The organism is Sphingobacterium sp. UBA5670 (assembly GCF_002420705.1).
In the GTDB taxonomy this organism is placed as follows: Bacteria; Bacteroidota; Bacteroidia; order Sphingobacteriales; family Sphingobacteriaceae; genus Sphingobacterium.
This window is the reverse complement of the sequence record NZ_DIIM01000030.1, coordinates 15,260-32,173: the sequence shown is the minus strand read 5'-3', so window position 1 is coordinate 32,173 and position 16,914 is coordinate 15,260. Positions and strand designations below refer to the sequence as shown.

Genomic DNA, 16,914 nt, shown 5'->3' with positions numbered 1-16,914 from the left:
AGATTGTGTATAAATCATAAAAAATACAAACAAAAGAGTCCCGGTTTAAATGATCGGGACTCTTTTTTGTTTAAGGACAAAATCGCAAACATAGAACAATGAGTTTAAAAATTGCAATACAAGGAGCTAAGGCTTCATTTCATGAAGAAGCCGCATTTAAATTTTTCGGCAGAGAAGTTGAAATTGTAGAATGTGATTCATTTAAGAAAACTTGTGAATTGCTCAAGCAAAGAAAAGTCGATTATATCGTGATGGCGATCGAAAATTCCATTGCTGGGAGCCTCTTACCAAACTATAATTTGCTAAGAGATTACAAGTTCCATATCACGGGCGAAGTATACCTAAACATTCAACAGAATCTCATGGTATTACCTGGTGTTAAATTAAAAGATATTAAGCATATCGAATCACATCCGATTGCCATTCGCCAATGTGAAGAATTTCTTTCAGAACTAGAAGGAGTACGTATCACAGAAGGTTCTGATACAGCGGCAACTGCAAAAATGATTGCTGAGCGCAAATTAACGGACACAGCTGCGATCGCAGGCACATTGGCTGCTGAGATTTACGGCCTTGAAATCCTTGAAAAGAGAATCGAAACCAATAAAAAGAACGCTACACGTTTTTTAGTATTATCCAATGAGGTGGTAGAACATAAAAATGCGAATAAAGCGTCATTATCTTTCCAAACAGGAAATACGGTCGGATCTCTAGCAACCATTTTACAATGTTTCGCTGAGCAGAATATTAATCTAAGCAAAATTCAGTCTATGCCTGTCATTGGGAAACGCAATGAATATGACTTTTTCGTTGACGTGGAATGGAAAAAACAGACTGATTACGAAGCAGCGATCCGGAAGGTGCTCAAACATAGTATCAATTTCAATATTATGGGCGAATATGTCAAAAACGAAAAATTATAATTAACAATAGCGTATACAATATAAAATAGATAATCAAACTTAACATGAAAAATACATTAGACATCACTCCTTTAAAATCTTGGTTGGACACAGGAGACAAACCTTTAATCATTGCAGGTCCTTGTAGTGCTGAAACAGAAGAACAATTGGTTTCAACAGCACATTTGTTGGCAAACACAGGAAAAGTAAACATTTTACGTGCCGGCATCTGGAAACCTCGTACCCGTCCGGGAGAATTTGAAGGTATCGGTTCAATTGGCTTGGAATGGTTAAAAAGAGCAAAAGAGGAAACAGGTCTTTTAACAGCTACTGAAGTGGCAACAGCAAAACACGTAGAAGAAGCATTAGCTGCAGGTGTAGATGTTTTATGGGTAGGCGCACGTTCGACGGCTAATCCATTTACTGTACAGGAGATTGCAGATGCTTTACAAGGCGTTGATATCCCAGTATTTGTTAAAAACCCAGTGAACCCTGATTTGTCGTTGTGGATCGGTGCATTGGAACGTATCAATCGTGCTGGTATTAAAAAATTAGGTGCCATCCATAGAGGTTTCTCTTCTTACGAAAAAACAGCATTTCGTAATGAACCGATGTGGGATTTGGCGATTCAGTTAAAAACTGCTTGTCCTAATCTACCAATCATTAACGATCCAAGTCACATCTGCGGAAACCGAGAGTTGTTGCCATATATCGCACAAAAAGCAATGGATATGGATATGCAAGGATTGATTATGGAATCACATATTGATCCATCTGTCGCTTGGACTGACGCAAAACAACAAGTAACGCCAGCTGCTTTGGCCGAGTTGATCGACCACTTGACCTTACGTAAAGCAGCTTCTGATAACCCTTCTTTCGAAGATAAATTAGCAGAATTGCGTAGCAACATCGATAAATTAGATGATTTAATCATCCAAAAAATTGGTGAGCGTATGAAAATTGCGGAGAAAATCGGAGAATACAAACGCGACAACAATGTTACTATTTTACAAGTTAACCGTTGGGACGAGATTGTTCAAAAACGCACAAAATTAGCAGAAGCGCTTTCATTAGGAAGTGAATTTGCGACAAAATTCCTCGAATTAATTCACAACGAATCTATCCGCAAACAAAATGCGGTTATGAACACGCAGGAACAACCAACAGCAGAAGCATAATGAATCAACAAGTCATCACGCTGACGCATCCATCAAAAACGATACAAGGCACGGTCCAACTCACAGGTTCAAAATCTGAGAGCAACCGTGCTCTTATTATCCAATCGCTGAGCAAAGGACAAGTTGAAATCGCCAACCTTTCTGAAGCCGCCGATACCGTAACGCTAAATCGAGTATTGCAGATCGCATCAGATCCCCAACCGGGCTACAACACCATTGATATAGGTCCTGCCGGGACAGCTATGCGTTTCCTGACAGCTTATCTCAACCTAGTCAAAGGAAATTTTATCCTTACGGGGACAGAACGCATGCAACAGCGTCCTATCGGTATATTGGTCGACGCTATGAAAGAAATTGGCGCTGAAATCCACTACGAAAAAAAGGCAGGTTACCCGCCTTTAAAGATCGAGGGCGGACTATTTCAAGGGAAAGACCGTGTTAAGATTAAGGGAAATATCAGCAGCCAATATATATCGGCCCTCTTATTAATTGCACCGGCTTTAAAAAAGGGACTGACTTTAGAAATTGAAGGCGAATTAACTTCCAGACCCTATGTATCCATGACGTTGGATATGCTCAAAAGTGTCGGGATTCAACATGAATGGAAAGACAATGCGATTAAAATTGCGCCGCAGGTATTTGATAAGCAAACGATATATGTGGAGCCGGATTGGAGTGCTGCTTCCTATTGGTACGCGATCGTCGCACTGGCAGGCGCAGACGCATCGATAGTATTGCCTGGATTAAGACAAAATAGTTTACAGGGTGATATTGCGATTGCAAGCATAATGGAACATTTCGGTGTACAATCAAGCTTTGAATCAGACGGATTACATTTAAATAAAAAGCAGATCGATTCGGACAAAACCTTATTTGACTTTAAAGAATGTCCCGATCTTGCACAAACTGTCGTTGTTGTTGCTGCGGCATTAAAACGTGACATATCGTTTACAGGACTAGAAACCTTAAAAATTAAGGAAACTGACCGCATTGCCGCACTACAGACTGAAATTGCAAAGTTTGGAGCTGAACTGCTTGAGGACGGCGACACCTATCACCTTAAAACAGCAAAGGTATATCAGCCTGAACAAGTAACCTTCGATACTTACGAAGATCACCGCATGGCGATGGCATTCGCACCTTTGGCATTAGTTTTTGACCAGATCAAGATTGCTGAACCGCAAGTTGTGGAAAAATCATATCCTGATTTTTGGAAACATTTGCAGGCACAAGCTTTTATAATTGACTAACATTTTTACAACGGGGATTAAATCAACATTAATCCCTGTTTTTTACCTATTTTATCCCAGAAGAGCTTTTAGCTTGGGCAAATAATTGTGACGCAATCAGTGAAGCTTTACTTGAGTGACGGTTCCATAAATTTCTGTTCCGTCCAACGCTTTAAAATTGCATATAAAGGCAAATTTATCTAAGTTTATTGAAATTTAATTTTTATGGCAGGAAATTCATTTGGCGATTTATTCAGGATCAGCACTTTTGGCGAATCACACGGCAAAGCTATAGGTGTAATTATTGATGGTTGCCCTTCAAATATAACAATAGACGAGGAATTTATCCAGTCTGAGCTCGACAAACGAAAACCAGGTCAATCGAAGATCACGACGCAAAGGAAAGAGAGCGATACAGCTCAGATATTGTCCGGCGTGTTCGAAGGAAAATCAACTGGAACGCCCATTGCGATTATCATTCCAAATGAAGACCAGCGTTCGAAAGATTACACACATATCAAAGATATCTTCAGACCTTCCCATGCTGATTTCACCTACCAAATGAAATACGGGATCCGTGACTATCGCGGTGGGGGACGTTCTTCAGCGAGAGAGACAGCAGCCCGTGTTGCTGCTGGCGCTGTAGCGAAAAGTTTTCTAAAACAATTTGGCATAGAAATCTTTGCCCACGTTTCTGGAGTCGGTACTATTGAAGCACCAAATGTTGACACAAAAGACCTAAAAGCCCTTCTTGATCTACGGGAATCAAATATTGCACGTTGCGCAGATCCAGCAACTGCAAATGAAATGGTTGAATTTATCGATTCGGTCCGAAAAGCTGGAGATACTGTTGGCGGGCGCATATCAGCAGTCATCAGACATGTCCCCGTCGGATTGGGCGAACCGGTCTTTGATAAACTGCATGCGGACCTTGCCAAGGCAATGATGAGCATCAATGCTGTACATGGTTTTGAATATGGTTCAGGTTTTGCTGGATCGGAGTTGCGAGGTTCCGAACATAATGATATATTTGTAGCAGATGACCATGATTTAAATCGAGTGCACACACATACCAACTTCTCTGGAGGTATTCAGGGCGGGATTTCAAATGGTATGGATATTACTTTCAAAGTAGCATTTAAGCCTGTTGCCACTATCATGAGAGATCAAGAGACAGTGGATATCCATGGCAACCCTGCTATTGCAAGTGGCAAGGGAAGACATGACCCTTGTGTTGTTTCGAGAGCGGTAATTATTGTGGAAGCTATGGCAGCACTTGTAATCGCGGATCATCTACTTAAAAATCAAAGTTACAAACATGCTGCAAGATAATTATGTCGTAGGTGTTGATATTGGAGGCACACATATTTCTGCCTGTATCATCGACACAAAACAATGGAATATATACCTAGAAAACGTGGCCAGAAACCACGTTTTTTCTCAAGGAGATGCTAAAACGATTTTACACACCTGGGCATCAACTATACAGGATATCATAGCCACTTCACCTACTCCCATTCAGTTCATTGGTATTGCCATGCCGGGACCATTCGACTACGAAAATGGAATATCAGAGATACAGGGACAAAGTAAGTATGACGATCTTTATCAAAAAGATATCAAGGGTCTTTTAGCAGAAGAATTGGGACTTTCTAAACAATCCATTCACTTTATCAATGATGCTGCCGCCTTCCTACAGGGCGAGATATTCGTACAGAACTTGCAAACAAACAATCGGATACTGGGCATTACCCTTGGAACCGGGCTTGGATCCGCAGTATGGAATAAAGGCGAAAAGGCGTTTGATGCAGCCTTATGGAATAGCCCTTATGAAGATTGTATTTTCGAAGAATTTCTTGTTACCCGATGGTTCGTCAGACGTTTCAAGGAAATAGCGGGAAAAGATGTTACGGGGCTTAAAGAAATTTTGGATAATTATAGAGAATCTGAAGAGTTTCAAATCATCAAAGATGAATACGCTAAACATCTATTTGATTTTATGCAGTTTTTCGCTGAGAAACATGCATCTGAAATATTTATAGTCGGCGGCAATATTGCAAAAGCACTTCCTATTTTCATCGCAGACCGAAAAGAATTTGAAAGATTTCAAATCCACACAGCCATACTTGGGGAGAAAGCAGCTATGATTGGTGCTGCAAGTATATTCAGTTAAGAAAAGATATCAATCCAACCATCAAAATCTTTGGGTTGGTTATTTAGGAAAATATCCATCTATTAAAACATAGATGGATATTTTTCTGGATTAGCTTCATGCATAATTGCATACACTGTCTCTACCACATCGTCGGAAGATGGCTTGGAGAAATAGTCTCCATCTGATCCATATGGTGGGCGATGTGCTTTCGCCGTCAGTGTTCGCGGTTGACTATCCAACAGGTAATAGCCATTTTGCTTCTCTAATATCTCTTGTAAGATAAAGGCAGAGGCCCCTCCAGGAACATCCTCATCTACAATTAATAGTTTATTTGTTTTTTTCAGTGATTCCGCGCACAGCTTCCCTTTATCAAAAGGTTGCAATGTTTGTGCATCAATTATTTCGATAAAGATCCCTAGACGTTCCAATTCCACGGCAGCTTCCTCAACGACACGCAAAGTTGAGCCATATGATACCACGGTAATGTCACGTCCTTCTTTCACGCATTCAGCATAACCGATTGGCACTGTAAATTCACCGACATTTTCTGGCAAACGCTCCTTTAAACGATAGCCATTCAAACATTCCACAACAATTGCCGGCTCATCCGAGCGGAACAGGGTATTGTACATTCCGGCAGCCTGCGTCATATTGCGGGGCACGCATACATGCAAGCCTCTCAAGGAACCCAAAATTACCGACATCGGCGATCCGGAGTGCCATATCCCCTCCAATCGATGGCCGCGCGTACGAATAATAACAGGTGCCTTCTGGCCGGCAAAAGTACGATAACTTAAACTTGCTAAATCATCACTTGCTACCGTAATACCATATATTAAGTAATCTAGATATTGGATTTCGGCAATTGGACGAAGTCCACGGATTGCCAAACCAAGTCCTTTTCCGATAATTGAATTTTCTCGGATTCCTGTATCAAATACACGGTGCACACCAAGCTTCTCTTGTAACCCAGCAAACCCTTGATTTACATCCCCGATTTTTCCAACATCTTCTCCAAATGCCAATAGTCTTTCGTCACGTCTAAAGTTTTCTTCAAAACATAGATTCAGAACTTCACGTCCATCGACAACTTTAGCTTCTTCACTGTAAATTGCGGGTACCGTAGCTACATGAGCAGGTGAATCTACACCATCCGTAAATAACTTTGAGTTATAACGTTTCTCATTAAGTTCTTGCTTCTTCTTGTACCAATTCAATAAATGCTGGCGCCCCTCGCTATGCTGACCTTTCAGCTCGTGCAATACTTTCCGGACCTGACCGTACACTTCTTTCAAAGAAGGTTCTACCATAGACTGTAATTTCTTTGACGCAAAATCAGCCCTTTCATTTGGGATGCGCTGAAGCAAATCTATTGCCTCCTTCGCCTCGATGCTCAAAGTCTGGATATAGTCGGCCCAAGCTCGTTTTTGTGCTTGACGAACATGATCTTTAGCATGTTGATCCAATTGATCCAACTCCTCTAAAGTAGCAATACCAGAACTTAAGATCCATTCTTTCATTTTTGCTATACAATCGAAGTCAGTCTCCCACTGCAATCTTTCCTGCGATTTATACCGTTCATGCGAACCAGAGGAAGAATGTCCTTGAGGCTGTGTCAATTCGGTCACGTGGATTAAACATGGAACGTGTTTCTCGCGAGCAATTTGTGCAGCCTGTTCGTAAGTTTCACATAAACCCGCATAATCCCAGCCCCTCACTTTGAAAATTTCTATTCCATTCGTCAATTCTTCCTTCTGAAAACCTTTAAGGATTTCTGAAATATCACCTTTTGTTGTTTGAATTTCATTAGGAACGGATATGCCGTATCCATCATCCCAAATGGAGATAACTGTTGGAATCTGATGTACACCCACGGCATTGATAACTTCAAAAAATACACCTTCAGAAGTAGCTGCATTGCCAATAGTACAGAATGCAACTTCACTCCCTCTATTTGAAAAATAGGATAGATAATCTAAGTTTCGATTCTGCTTATATAATTTAGAAGCAAGCCCCAAACCCAGCAATCGCGCCATCTGACCGCCCGTTGTCGAAATATCTGAAAATGAATTTTTCTGAACCGTTTGATCCAGCCAATTACCTTGATCGTCCACAACACGTGTCGAAAAATGGCAATTCATTTGTCTTCCCGCAGAGGAAGGATCTGCCTCCACATCTGGATGAGCATATAACTGAGAGAAAAAATGGTAGACATCACTGATGCCTGAAGCAAATATAAATGTTTGGTCACGGTAATATCCCGACCGCCAGTCCCCATTTCTGAACACTTTAGCCATCGCGATTTGTGCCAATTCTTTTCCATCGCCAAAAATACCAAACTTAGCCTTACCTGTAAGCACTTCTTTACGTCCCAATAAACTCACGTAACGACTTTCCAAGGCAGTTCGATAATCATTCACAATAATCTTTTTGAACTCGTCAAAGCTCAAAGTGGAAATAGATTCATTGTTTTGGTCAAATGCAGTATCAAACATATTCTTTTTTGTTTCAACAAATTTAACAAAAATATTATTCTATATAATTGGTGTTTGTCAAATAAATTGACAATCTGTAGTTCATATTTAAAATAGAATATTCTAATTTTTCAAATTAGTACTTTTTGATAAAAAATCCTAATTTTTATCGATTTTTTGATACCCATAGCTAGGTAAAACCTGCTTTGTCCTTTTTAATTTTTACTTTTGGGTTTTATATTCATTATTTTGAATTTTTCAGCACTAAAACTCGATAAACTCCTTACCGCTAATCTTGAAAAACAAAAGCTTTCTTCGCTTACACCTGTTCAAGAAAGAGCTATCCCTGCCATTTTAGAGGGCAAAGATTGTTTAGCGATTGCCCCCACCGGAACGGGAAAAACAGAAGCTTTTGCCATTCCGATTATTCAGCGTTTAAAAACTAAAGTTACCACCAGCCGTCTATCAATCCTTATACTGCTCCCGACACGGGAACTTTGTATTCAAACACAACAGCGCATAACGAATCTTATCGACGGAATGGATTTGATCATAGCCAGCTTTTATGGCGGCGGAACTTATGAAAGTCAATTGGATGTTTATCCGGAAGCACACATGATCCTTGCTACTCCGGGACGTTTGCTAGATTTTATTGATCAGGGGATTATTAATTTAAAGACGATAGATACATTGGTGATCGATGAATTTGATCAATTGCTCGACCTTGGTTTTGCTGCGGATATTAATAAAATCATCAATAAACTGCCAGCCGAAAGACAGTCTATTTTTAGTTCGGCAACAAAAACCGTTGAAATCGAAAAATTTGTTCGAAAAAAGTTAAATAACCCTGTCGAGATCATCATTGATGAAACCGTAAAAAAAGGCCAGATAGAGGAGTTTGTGTTATATGTAGATAAAAATGATAAAAAGAGCTTATTGCGCCATCTCCTTGAAAACCGAATTTCAGGGCAGGCGATCGTTTTCACACGAACTGTCCATGCCGTCGAACGGATCGAAACAGATTTAAACCGAAATGGCATTTCTTGTTCAGCTTTATATGGCGATAAATCACAACAAAAACGAGAAGAGATCATTGCTAAGTTTAGACAGAAAGAAATACGTGTTTTGATTGCTACAGACCTCTTGGCGCGTGGAGTAGATTTTCCAGAACTGGAGGCAATCATCAACTATGAAGTTCCAGATTCACCCGAACTATATACTCACCGCATTGGTCGGACAGGCCGTTCTGAGGCTGACGGAAAAGCCTTCACTTTTTGCGATGCGGAGGACAATGAAAAGTGGATCAAATTGCAGCTATCCTTAAAGCGGCAAATTAGAATTGATGATCAGCACCCTTACTTGCTCAGCTGGGAGAAAATGCTCTCCAGTAGTCAAACCAGTGCACGAAAAGGTTCTTCAAAATCTAGAAAACGTCGTTAATTAATAAATATTCTTTTACTTTTACCAGCAAATCATAAAATCACAATCCGAGATGAATACAATACATTTATTTGATGATAGCAATAACGCAAATGATAACCGGTTAGGAGACCTGGAAAAAACGATTATAGTCAATAGCCTGATGGAGATTCCTTTTGAAGAAAGGGATGAGCAGTGGCGTGATATATTTCTAGCTAATATTGCTGAATGTACACTAAAATTAGCCGAGACAGAAGTTGTTGTTGGCCCGGATGGATTCCCGTATTTTCAACTCGAAAGTGTTCCGAAAGACCAGAACTTCCAAGCATTTGTCATTAAAAATCGCTTAAAGGATTTTGTATTACCAAAAGGTTTTGGTATCGCCATCAACACACAAAACGAAAATCCGGATTGGGTATTTACCTACGGTGACTTAGTCAACTACTTTCTAAACGGAGAATTCTATACCGACGATAGCATCTTTACAAAGAAAAATGAACAGACTATTATCGGCAAAGATGAAGAAATATTGGTTGGGCAACCCGCCGAGACCATTCTACCGCAAGCAGTACGCACGCAATTACGTGAGTTTTTGGATTATTATGGTGTAAAGAATGCGAAGGTTATGCTCCTGGCCCGTAATTATAAAGATGAAGAAAATGCTTCACAAGATTTAGCCTTCAATATTGTGGCAAATCAATTCCGGACAGAAAAGGAATTTACAAATATCATGGAGGCTATAGGCTGGTTTCTTCCCAGACATTATTCCTATATAGGATTGGATGAATTTGCGGTAGACAATGGTTTTATGCCACTGTAAATAAAAAACTATATATATATACAAACACATAATTAACTCATGTTTCCATTTAACGTAAGAGTATACGGAATATTGATCAATGAAAAACAAGAGGTATTGATCAGTGACGAAAGAACGGAAAATGTTTCATTTACCAAATTCCCTGGTGGAGGCTTAGAATACGGAGAAGGCTTATTGGATGCTTTGATCCGCGAGTATCAGGAAGAGTGTGATTTTGACATTGCTATTGTTAAACATATTTACACGACAGACTTTTATGAGAAATCAAGCTTTAATGATAGCCAAATCATATCGATTTACTACCAGGTAGAGAATACCTCTCCTATTCAAATCAGAACAACAAACACCGCTTTTAATTTCGATCCGGAGCAAAGGACCGAAGATAATAAACTTCAATCTTTTCGATGGGTGCCAATAGCATCTGTTTTAACGGAAGATTTGACCTTCAAAACAGATCAAATCGCTTGGGAAGAATTCTTAAAAACCATCAAATAATAATAATTTTTCGATTTTCACCATTTTTATTTGTATTTTAAAAATAAAGACATATCTTTACGTAAACCAATGGAAATACTTGTTTTTTTTAAAGTATTGACCTTAATAATTACATTTTATTATTTATTTGATACCTCGCATGTGATGAGGAATAAAGGTAGAAGAGCGTGGGATGAGAAAGACATTGGTTTATTGAATTTGTAAATTCCTAGTCCTATAGGTTTTTTAATAGTTAGTGTGATTTTATGGCGATACTCCCCGTATCGCCTTATTTGTTTTACTCCCATTTAATGCATTTAAGCCCGCTATTAACAGCATGTGTTACAAAAAATACTTTAAAATATTTTTTTTCAACATGGCTCAGATAGTTTTTGAAAGCACATCTGTATCAATCTACATTTAAAAAAATCACTTAAATGCCATAAAGGACGCAAAACATAGATTTTTGTGTAAAACATCAATATTTTTGAAGCCTACCTGTGTTAATAAATTGAGTTGATAGATCAGGGATCTCGGGGTATCTTCATGTTCGATATAGTCAAAAACATGATCACGATATTCTTCATCCCGCAGCTTCGATAAATATTCCCCATATTTTTCCTTAAAGATTAACTTCTGAAGATGTTCATTATTTTGCTCAATTAAATCAAAGATCCATAAGCTTCCTCCAGTTCGCAATAATCGGAATAACTTCTTAAAGGTATTTTCCCAATCTTCATCGTCTCGCAGATGATGTAAAACTGACGTTGCGATAACAACATCAAATTGGTTTTCCTCCAAAGCGGCTTCCCTGAAGTCCCCTTTTATTAAATGAATTTGACCATTAGTCAATGCTCCCACGCGTTCTTTTGCTCTATTCAACATAGGCTGACTTAAATCCACTAAACTAACATTTGGATTAGAATGCAATTTTTGCAGAAGCTTTACATCGTAATTTCCTGCTCCGCATCCGATATCCAGAATATGTTTTGCATCGGGATAAAGACTAGAAATGGCATCTGTGATCAGTTCCATATTCCAGACCGCATCCAAGGTCGTAGCTTGGCCTGTTTCTAAATTTGAAAACCGTTCCACGTCATTGTCAAACCGCGTTTCAATTTCCTGTAGTGTCGCTTTGTTCATCTTTAAATTTATTTGTTGTTTGAAGTTCAAATGAATTATCCATTCATCAGCTTTTTATATTCACCGATCAAAAGTATTTCATCCACTAATTTTTAATAATTTAAAGGTAGGACTAACTAGAATTCATTAAAAATATTTATTTTGTCATCAATTCATACCAAAAAAGTATCGATGGAAATCCGACATCTTATTTATTTCAAAACAGTAGCCGAAGAACTTCATTTTGGCAGAGCAGCAGAACGCTTATTTATGTCTCAGCCGCCATTAAGCCGGCAGATTAAAGATTTAGAGGACGAATTAGGCGTCATTCTTTTCTTTCGCACAAACAAACGAGTCGAATTAACGGAAGCTGGTAAATACTTTTTGGAAGAGGTTGCTGAGATCTTGCAGAATATCGAGCATAGCAAAACAATCACTAAGCAGATTCACAACAATATCTCTGGAGAATTCAAATTGGGCTATATCAGTTCAACGCCCAAAAAGATGCTTGCTACGGTATTGAAGCAGATTCAACAAAAGTTTCCATACCTACGGGTTAGCCTTTTTGAAACTTCGACACAGAAACAAAAGCTGGCTTTGGAAAATGGAAAATTGGATCTGGGTATCATGCGTGCTCCAATTTATTCGAGTGAATTGCTGACAACCTTACTTTTCGAAGACCCTATGGTGATTGTAGGACATGCACAGGTTGACTTCAATGCAATCAACTTCTTTAATGAAAGTTTTATTTCTTTCAATCAGAAATACGCTTCCGAATATCATCGCCTAGTTATCAATACCTGTAACCGTATGGGATTCGAACCCAAATTTGTCCATCAGAGCAATTCGATGTCTTCCATTCTCGAATTGGTATCGCAAGAATTAGGGCTTGCAGTAGTGCCCGCATCCACCATCAAACAATATCCGCACTTAAAATTAAAAGTCAGGAAACTTGAAGATGTGGACAGTAAAACAGAAGTTATCCTCGTTTCCAATATAAAAAGCAAAAACAGCGCTTTAGGAGAATTTATGGAATGTATTCAAAGAGAGTACCTCAATTTCAATGCCTCCTAAAAATATATCTATCGAGCTTGTCAACATAAAAAAACGAAGTCCACAGCATGCGGGCTCCGTTTTTTTATATATTGGAGAGTAGTCTTACCTCTTCTCGAATTTATAGGCTAATGTTGCCATAAAACTACGTGGGGGAATCGGGTTCACACTATAGTTTTCATGAATATAGTAGTTGAACGCATTGGTAATATTAGATAGCTTACCCAGGATACTCCAGTTTTTGTAAGCATAGCCAACGGAAAAATCTATTGTTGTAAATGGACTAACTGAAATCAAACGATTTAGGCCGTCACGAACATTAATCTTACTGTTATTCCAACCGGCATTACGACGGCCAGTATAAAATGCAGAGAAACCTAATTTCAATCCTTTGACTGGTCCATTTTGAATAGTATAAAATACAGTTCCATTAGCGGTATGCGCCGTTGTTCCTACCAAACGTACATTTTCTTCGCTTCCTGAGATCTCTGTCACTTTTTCCTTACCATCAACTATGGTAGTATAACTTGAAATCGGATTGGTCTCAGTATAGCGCATATAATTGTACGAATAACCAGCAATAACATTTAATCCTGGCAACAAGGTTCCGGTAACATCTACTTCCAAACCACTGGAGGCCGTCTTTCCGGAAAATTCCTTCATATTTGTATCGCTATTATTTGTACCATCAGGCAATACCAATAATTGCTGCGCAAATTTATTATTGTTGATTCTATACCAAGCGACATTTGCCGATAAACGACCATTGAAAAAGTCATTTTTCACACCTGCTTCATACTGATCGATGATGGAGGGAGCCAATGGTTGATAATTCACATCGTATCCGGAATTCGATGTAAAGTTATTTGCATAAGTAACATAGACACTTGAAGAAGGAATCGGCTGATAAATTAATCCAAATTTCGGTGACCATGCTTTATCCACCTTAGCTCCGATCGGATTTTTTTGACCATCTAAATTTATGATTTCTTCCGATAGATTTGTCGCATAGGTATATTTTTCCGAATTCGGTGTACGTTGATAGCTATAACGAATACCAGCCAATACTTTAAACTTTTCGGTAACTTCAATTAAATCCTGAAAAAAAACACCATAACGGTAAATATCCGTCGTTGTTTTGGTCAATAAATCCGCTTGTGGCATATCTGTCCGAAGTCCCTTTCCCGAAGCCAAATGCTGCGCAGTTTGCGAGGGATTAAAGACGTAAATAGAATCGTATGCACCGCCCACATTTTTAGATGCATCGATTTTATAGGCATACGCGTTTGCATGCGATTGATCGGCATCTGCTCCTACCAAGATCTTATGCTTGATCGATCCTGTTTTCACAGTTCCTGTTAGATTCAATTGCTGATTGGCTGTAAACTCATTTGATTTGGATCTGGTCAAACTCCGCGGAGCAATTCCATTTTTATTCGCTTGAATCCGATCTGATCCATAATAATCTCGATCGTATGTTTGGTAGCTTGCTATTGCATTAAGATTCCATGACTCATTAAACTTATGATTCAAATTGATCTGTCCGTTTGAAGTGTTTGTCCTGTTGAAAGCAAAAGGCACATTCATAAAAGTGTTTCTTCCAACTTCATTATTCAACTTTCCATCCACGGTTCCCATTCCAAAGTCGGGCGTAAAATCACTTTTTAAGTAATCGAATGTAAAGTTGAGTTCTGTTTTATCCGATATTTTATATAGAACAGAAGGATTTACATAAGTTCGTTTTGACTTGACCTGATCCCTAAAGCTCCCCGCTTTTTCATAAGTTCCGATAACCCGGAAAGCAACCTTATTGGAGATAGGTCCATATACATCTACGGTTGGTTTATAAAAGTCGTAACTTCCAACACGCATCGAAGCTTCCCCCCCATAATAAAACTTCGGCTTTTTTGTAACTAAATTGACAACAGCACCCCCGGATACTCCTCCATACAACAAGGCCGAGCTACCTTTTAGAATCTCCACAGACTCCAAAGTACTTGCCTCTATCGAACCACCATTGTTGGTTCGTGCACCATTCTTAAATATATTATTTCCTCCTAAACTATATCCTCTCGCGTAGAAGTTTTCATTTACACCGCCTCTATTCGCCCCCATGGCGACACCATTTGCATTTTTAAGCGCATCACTTAAGCGATTGACCTGTTGATCAGAAATCACCTGTTCATTTATAATTTGTACGCTCTGAGGCAGATCCCTATCAATAATCCCTGCCTTACCGACATTAACGGTTTTACTGTTATGCGAATTGTAGCCCACAACTTCCACTTGCTCCAATTGAGATTCAGAGATATTCAAAGCAACATTAATAGCTGTCGCCTTTCCATTTTTAACCTCAATAGTACGCTCCTCAGCACCATTTCCGATACTTTTGATCCGAATAGTATAGGTTCCATCTGGGAGATTAGAAAAATGAAAGCTTCCATCGCCGGAAGTCGAAGTCGACCTGCCTAAAGAAACTATCGTTACCGTCGCCGATTCAATTGGTACACCATCTTTGGTTTTAACTCGGCCATGTATCCCCTTACTTTGTGCCGATGCATCCAAATGAATTGCTCCTACCAATCCTAGACTTAAAACAAGTCCTAGAAAAGATCTTTTCATGTTAATAAATTGTGAGTTGTAAAAATTATTTGTCGGCGCAAACATACAATAATATTTTATTGTTTAGAATAGTTTTAAATAAAAATAGCTTTCACCTAGATAACTCGGTATCATAGCTTTATACTGGGGATAAGTTAATAAGGGGCTTATTCCAATTAATCGCGTAGATTTCTTACATTTATACCATAACTAACACTCCAACTTATCGATTCTATGAGAAAGCATCCTCTCCTACTCTTTTCCCTGATTTTCTTGTTTTTTCCCAGCAACTTGTTTGGACAGCATACACCAATCGACCATGATTTAACAGAAATTATGCAGCGGTATGATGCAATTGGGCTTAGCGTTGTCGTAGTTAAAAACAACGAGATTGCGTTCCACAAAAATTACGGTTACAAAAATTTGGAAGCAAAAACGGCTCTTGGGGAAAATGATCTCTTTAGAATCGCTTCAATTTCAAAGTCATTCACCGCAACATCATTTATGCAATTAATAGCAGATGGGCGGTGCGAGCTGGACGACGACTTTAGTGATCTGATTGGGTTTCCAATCAGAAATCCCAATTTCCCAGACAAAAAAATCACACTTCGGATGGTCCTTTCTCATACCTCCAGTATCAACGATAAAAACGGTTATTTTAATCTTGATGTTATTAACCCGACCAAAAACCCAAACTGGAAAGATTCGTACAATCCCTATGAACCAGGTACACAATACCAGTATTGCAATCTCAATTTTAATATGGCAGGCGCAGTTCTCGAGAAACTAACCAATAAACGGGTAGATAGCTATATTGTTACCCATATCCTCAAACCGCTCAATCTATATGGCGGTTATTGCATAGACTCTTTGGACCAAAGGAGATTTGTTCCTTTATATTCCTTTGACGGAAAGGGAACTCCGCATGAAGAACCTAGTGCGTATAATCCACGGAGGGAAGAACTTAATCAATATATTTTGGGCTACACCACGCCTACACTTTCCCCAACAGGCGGGATGAAAATATCTGCCTTGGATTTAGCTAGATATATGATGATGCATATGAATTACGGTCATAGTCAGGGAAGAAACATCATCAGTAAAAAGTATGCGAAGATAATGCAGACAGCCATAAATAAGGAATCTGGCTATGGATTGGCCATTATGAACAACTCTAAAATTGTTCCGGGAATTACGTTGACAGGACATACAGGCTCGGCCTACGGACTTTATAGCGCCATGTTTTTCAATCCTGCGAAGAAATATGGCTTTATTGTCATCACAAATGGCTGCAATATTCCTGATAGCGATAACTTCAACCCTTTGCTTAAGGACTGTATAAGAGCGTTGTATAATACATATATCAAATAAGTAACAATTCACATCAAATAAACAAAAGCCATACAGGTAAAATCGCTCGCTTTTACCCGGGATTTATAAGAAAATCATGGGCTTTAGGATTCCTTGAATAGTAATAAAACAAAAAA

General features: G+C 39.0%; 13 protein-coding genes. 10 read left to right on the top strand and 3 right to left on the bottom strand.

Annotation, left to right across the window (positions count from 1 at the left end; all coding sequences use genetic code 11):
* Positions 1–98 precede the first annotated feature (98 nt).
* The 5 genes from B3C94_RS22285 (at position 99) to B3C94_RS22265 (ending at position 5,482) form a co-directional block, all read left to right on the top strand.
* On the top strand, positions 99–923 hold the full coding sequence (locus B3C94_RS22285; RefSeq protein WP_293907941.1) for a prephenate dehydratase: 825 nt from the start codon (positions 99–101) through the stop codon (positions 921–923).
* A gap of 44 nt (positions 924–967) precedes the next feature.
* On the top strand, positions 968–2,080 hold the full coding sequence (locus B3C94_RS22280; RefSeq protein WP_293907939.1) for a chorismate mutase: 1,113 nt from the start codon (positions 968–970) through the stop codon (positions 2,078–2,080).
* Entirely contained in the window at positions 2,080–3,330 is a 1,251-nt protein-coding gene (gene aroA, locus B3C94_RS22275) for a 3-phosphoshikimate 1-carboxyvinyltransferase (protein WP_293907937.1), read from the top strand. Before B3C94_RS22280 ends, aroA begins: the two co-directional genes overlap by 1 nt.
* A gap of 204 nt (positions 3,331–3,534) precedes the next feature.
* Positions 3,535–4,641: a chorismate synthase gene (gene aroC, locus B3C94_RS22270; RefSeq protein ID WP_293907935.1), complete on the top strand. Its 1,107-nt coding sequence runs from the start codon at positions 3,535–3,537 to the stop codon at positions 4,639–4,641.
* A complete protein-coding gene (locus tag B3C94_RS22265) occupies positions 4,628–5,482 on the top strand; it encodes an ROK family protein (RefSeq protein WP_293907933.1) in 855 nt (284 codons plus the stop codon). The genes aroC and B3C94_RS22265 overlap by 14 nt, the downstream gene beginning before the upstream one ends.
* A gap of 62 nt (positions 5,483–5,544) precedes the next feature.
* Here the strand turns inward: B3C94_RS22265 and B3C94_RS22260 are convergent, their stop codons facing one another.
* Complete coding sequence (locus B3C94_RS22260; RefSeq protein WP_293907931.1) at positions 5,545–7,959, bottom strand: alpha-ketoacid dehydrogenase subunit alpha/beta; 2,415 nt, start codon at positions 7,957–7,959, stop codon at positions 5,545–5,547.
* A 228-nt stretch (positions 7,960–8,187) separates the two neighbouring features.
* On the opposite strand from B3C94_RS22260, the gene B3C94_RS22255 reads away from it, so the two are divergent.
* Genes B3C94_RS22255 through B3C94_RS22245 form a run of 3 tightly spaced genes read left to right on the top strand, consistent with a single transcriptional unit; the run spans position 8,188 to position 10,672 of the window.
* Positions 8,188–9,378: a DEAD/DEAH box helicase gene (locus tag B3C94_RS22255; RefSeq protein WP_293907929.1), complete on the top strand. Its 1,191-nt coding sequence runs from the start codon at positions 8,188–8,190 to the stop codon at positions 9,376–9,378.
* Between the two features lie 52 nt (positions 9,379–9,430).
* Positions 9,431–10,177, top strand: a complete 747-nt coding sequence (locus B3C94_RS22250; RefSeq protein WP_293907927.1) for a hypothetical protein — start codon at positions 9,431–9,433, stop codon at positions 10,175–10,177.
* A gap of 39 nt (positions 10,178–10,216) precedes the next feature.
* Positions 10,217–10,672 (top strand): NUDIX domain-containing protein, encoded by a 456-nt coding sequence (locus B3C94_RS22245; RefSeq protein ID WP_293907925.1) that lies wholly within the window; start codon positions 10,217–10,219, stop codon positions 10,670–10,672.
* Between the two features lie 408 nt (positions 10,673–11,080).
* Here B3C94_RS22245 and B3C94_RS22240 read toward each other — a convergent pair whose 3' ends face one another.
* Positions 11,081–11,794: a class I SAM-dependent methyltransferase gene (locus B3C94_RS22240; protein WP_293907923.1), complete on the bottom strand. Its 714-nt coding sequence runs from the start codon at positions 11,792–11,794 to the stop codon at positions 11,081–11,083.
* A 141-nt stretch (positions 11,795–11,935) separates the two neighbouring features.
* Here B3C94_RS22240 and B3C94_RS22235 point away from each other — a divergent pair, with 141 nt between their 5' ends.
* Positions 11,936–12,847: a LysR family transcriptional regulator gene (locus B3C94_RS22235; RefSeq protein ID WP_293907921.1), complete on the top strand. Its 912-nt coding sequence runs from the start codon at positions 11,936–11,938 to the stop codon at positions 12,845–12,847.
* 84 nt (positions 12,848–12,931) lie between these two features.
* Here the strand turns inward: B3C94_RS22235 and B3C94_RS22230 are convergent, their stop codons facing one another.
* Positions 12,932–15,448 carry a TonB-dependent receptor gene (locus tag B3C94_RS22230; RefSeq protein WP_293907918.1) on the bottom strand — a complete coding sequence of 839 codons (2,517 nt, stop codon included), beginning with the start codon at positions 15,446–15,448 and terminating at the stop codon, positions 12,932–12,934.
* A gap of 213 nt (positions 15,449–15,661) precedes the next feature.
* Here B3C94_RS22230 and B3C94_RS22225 point away from each other — a divergent pair, with 213 nt between their 5' ends.
* Positions 15,662–16,798: a serine hydrolase domain-containing protein gene (locus B3C94_RS22225; protein ID WP_293907915.1), complete on the top strand. Its 1,137-nt coding sequence runs from the start codon at positions 15,662–15,664 to the stop codon at positions 16,796–16,798.
* Positions 16,799–16,914 lie beyond the last annotated feature (116 nt).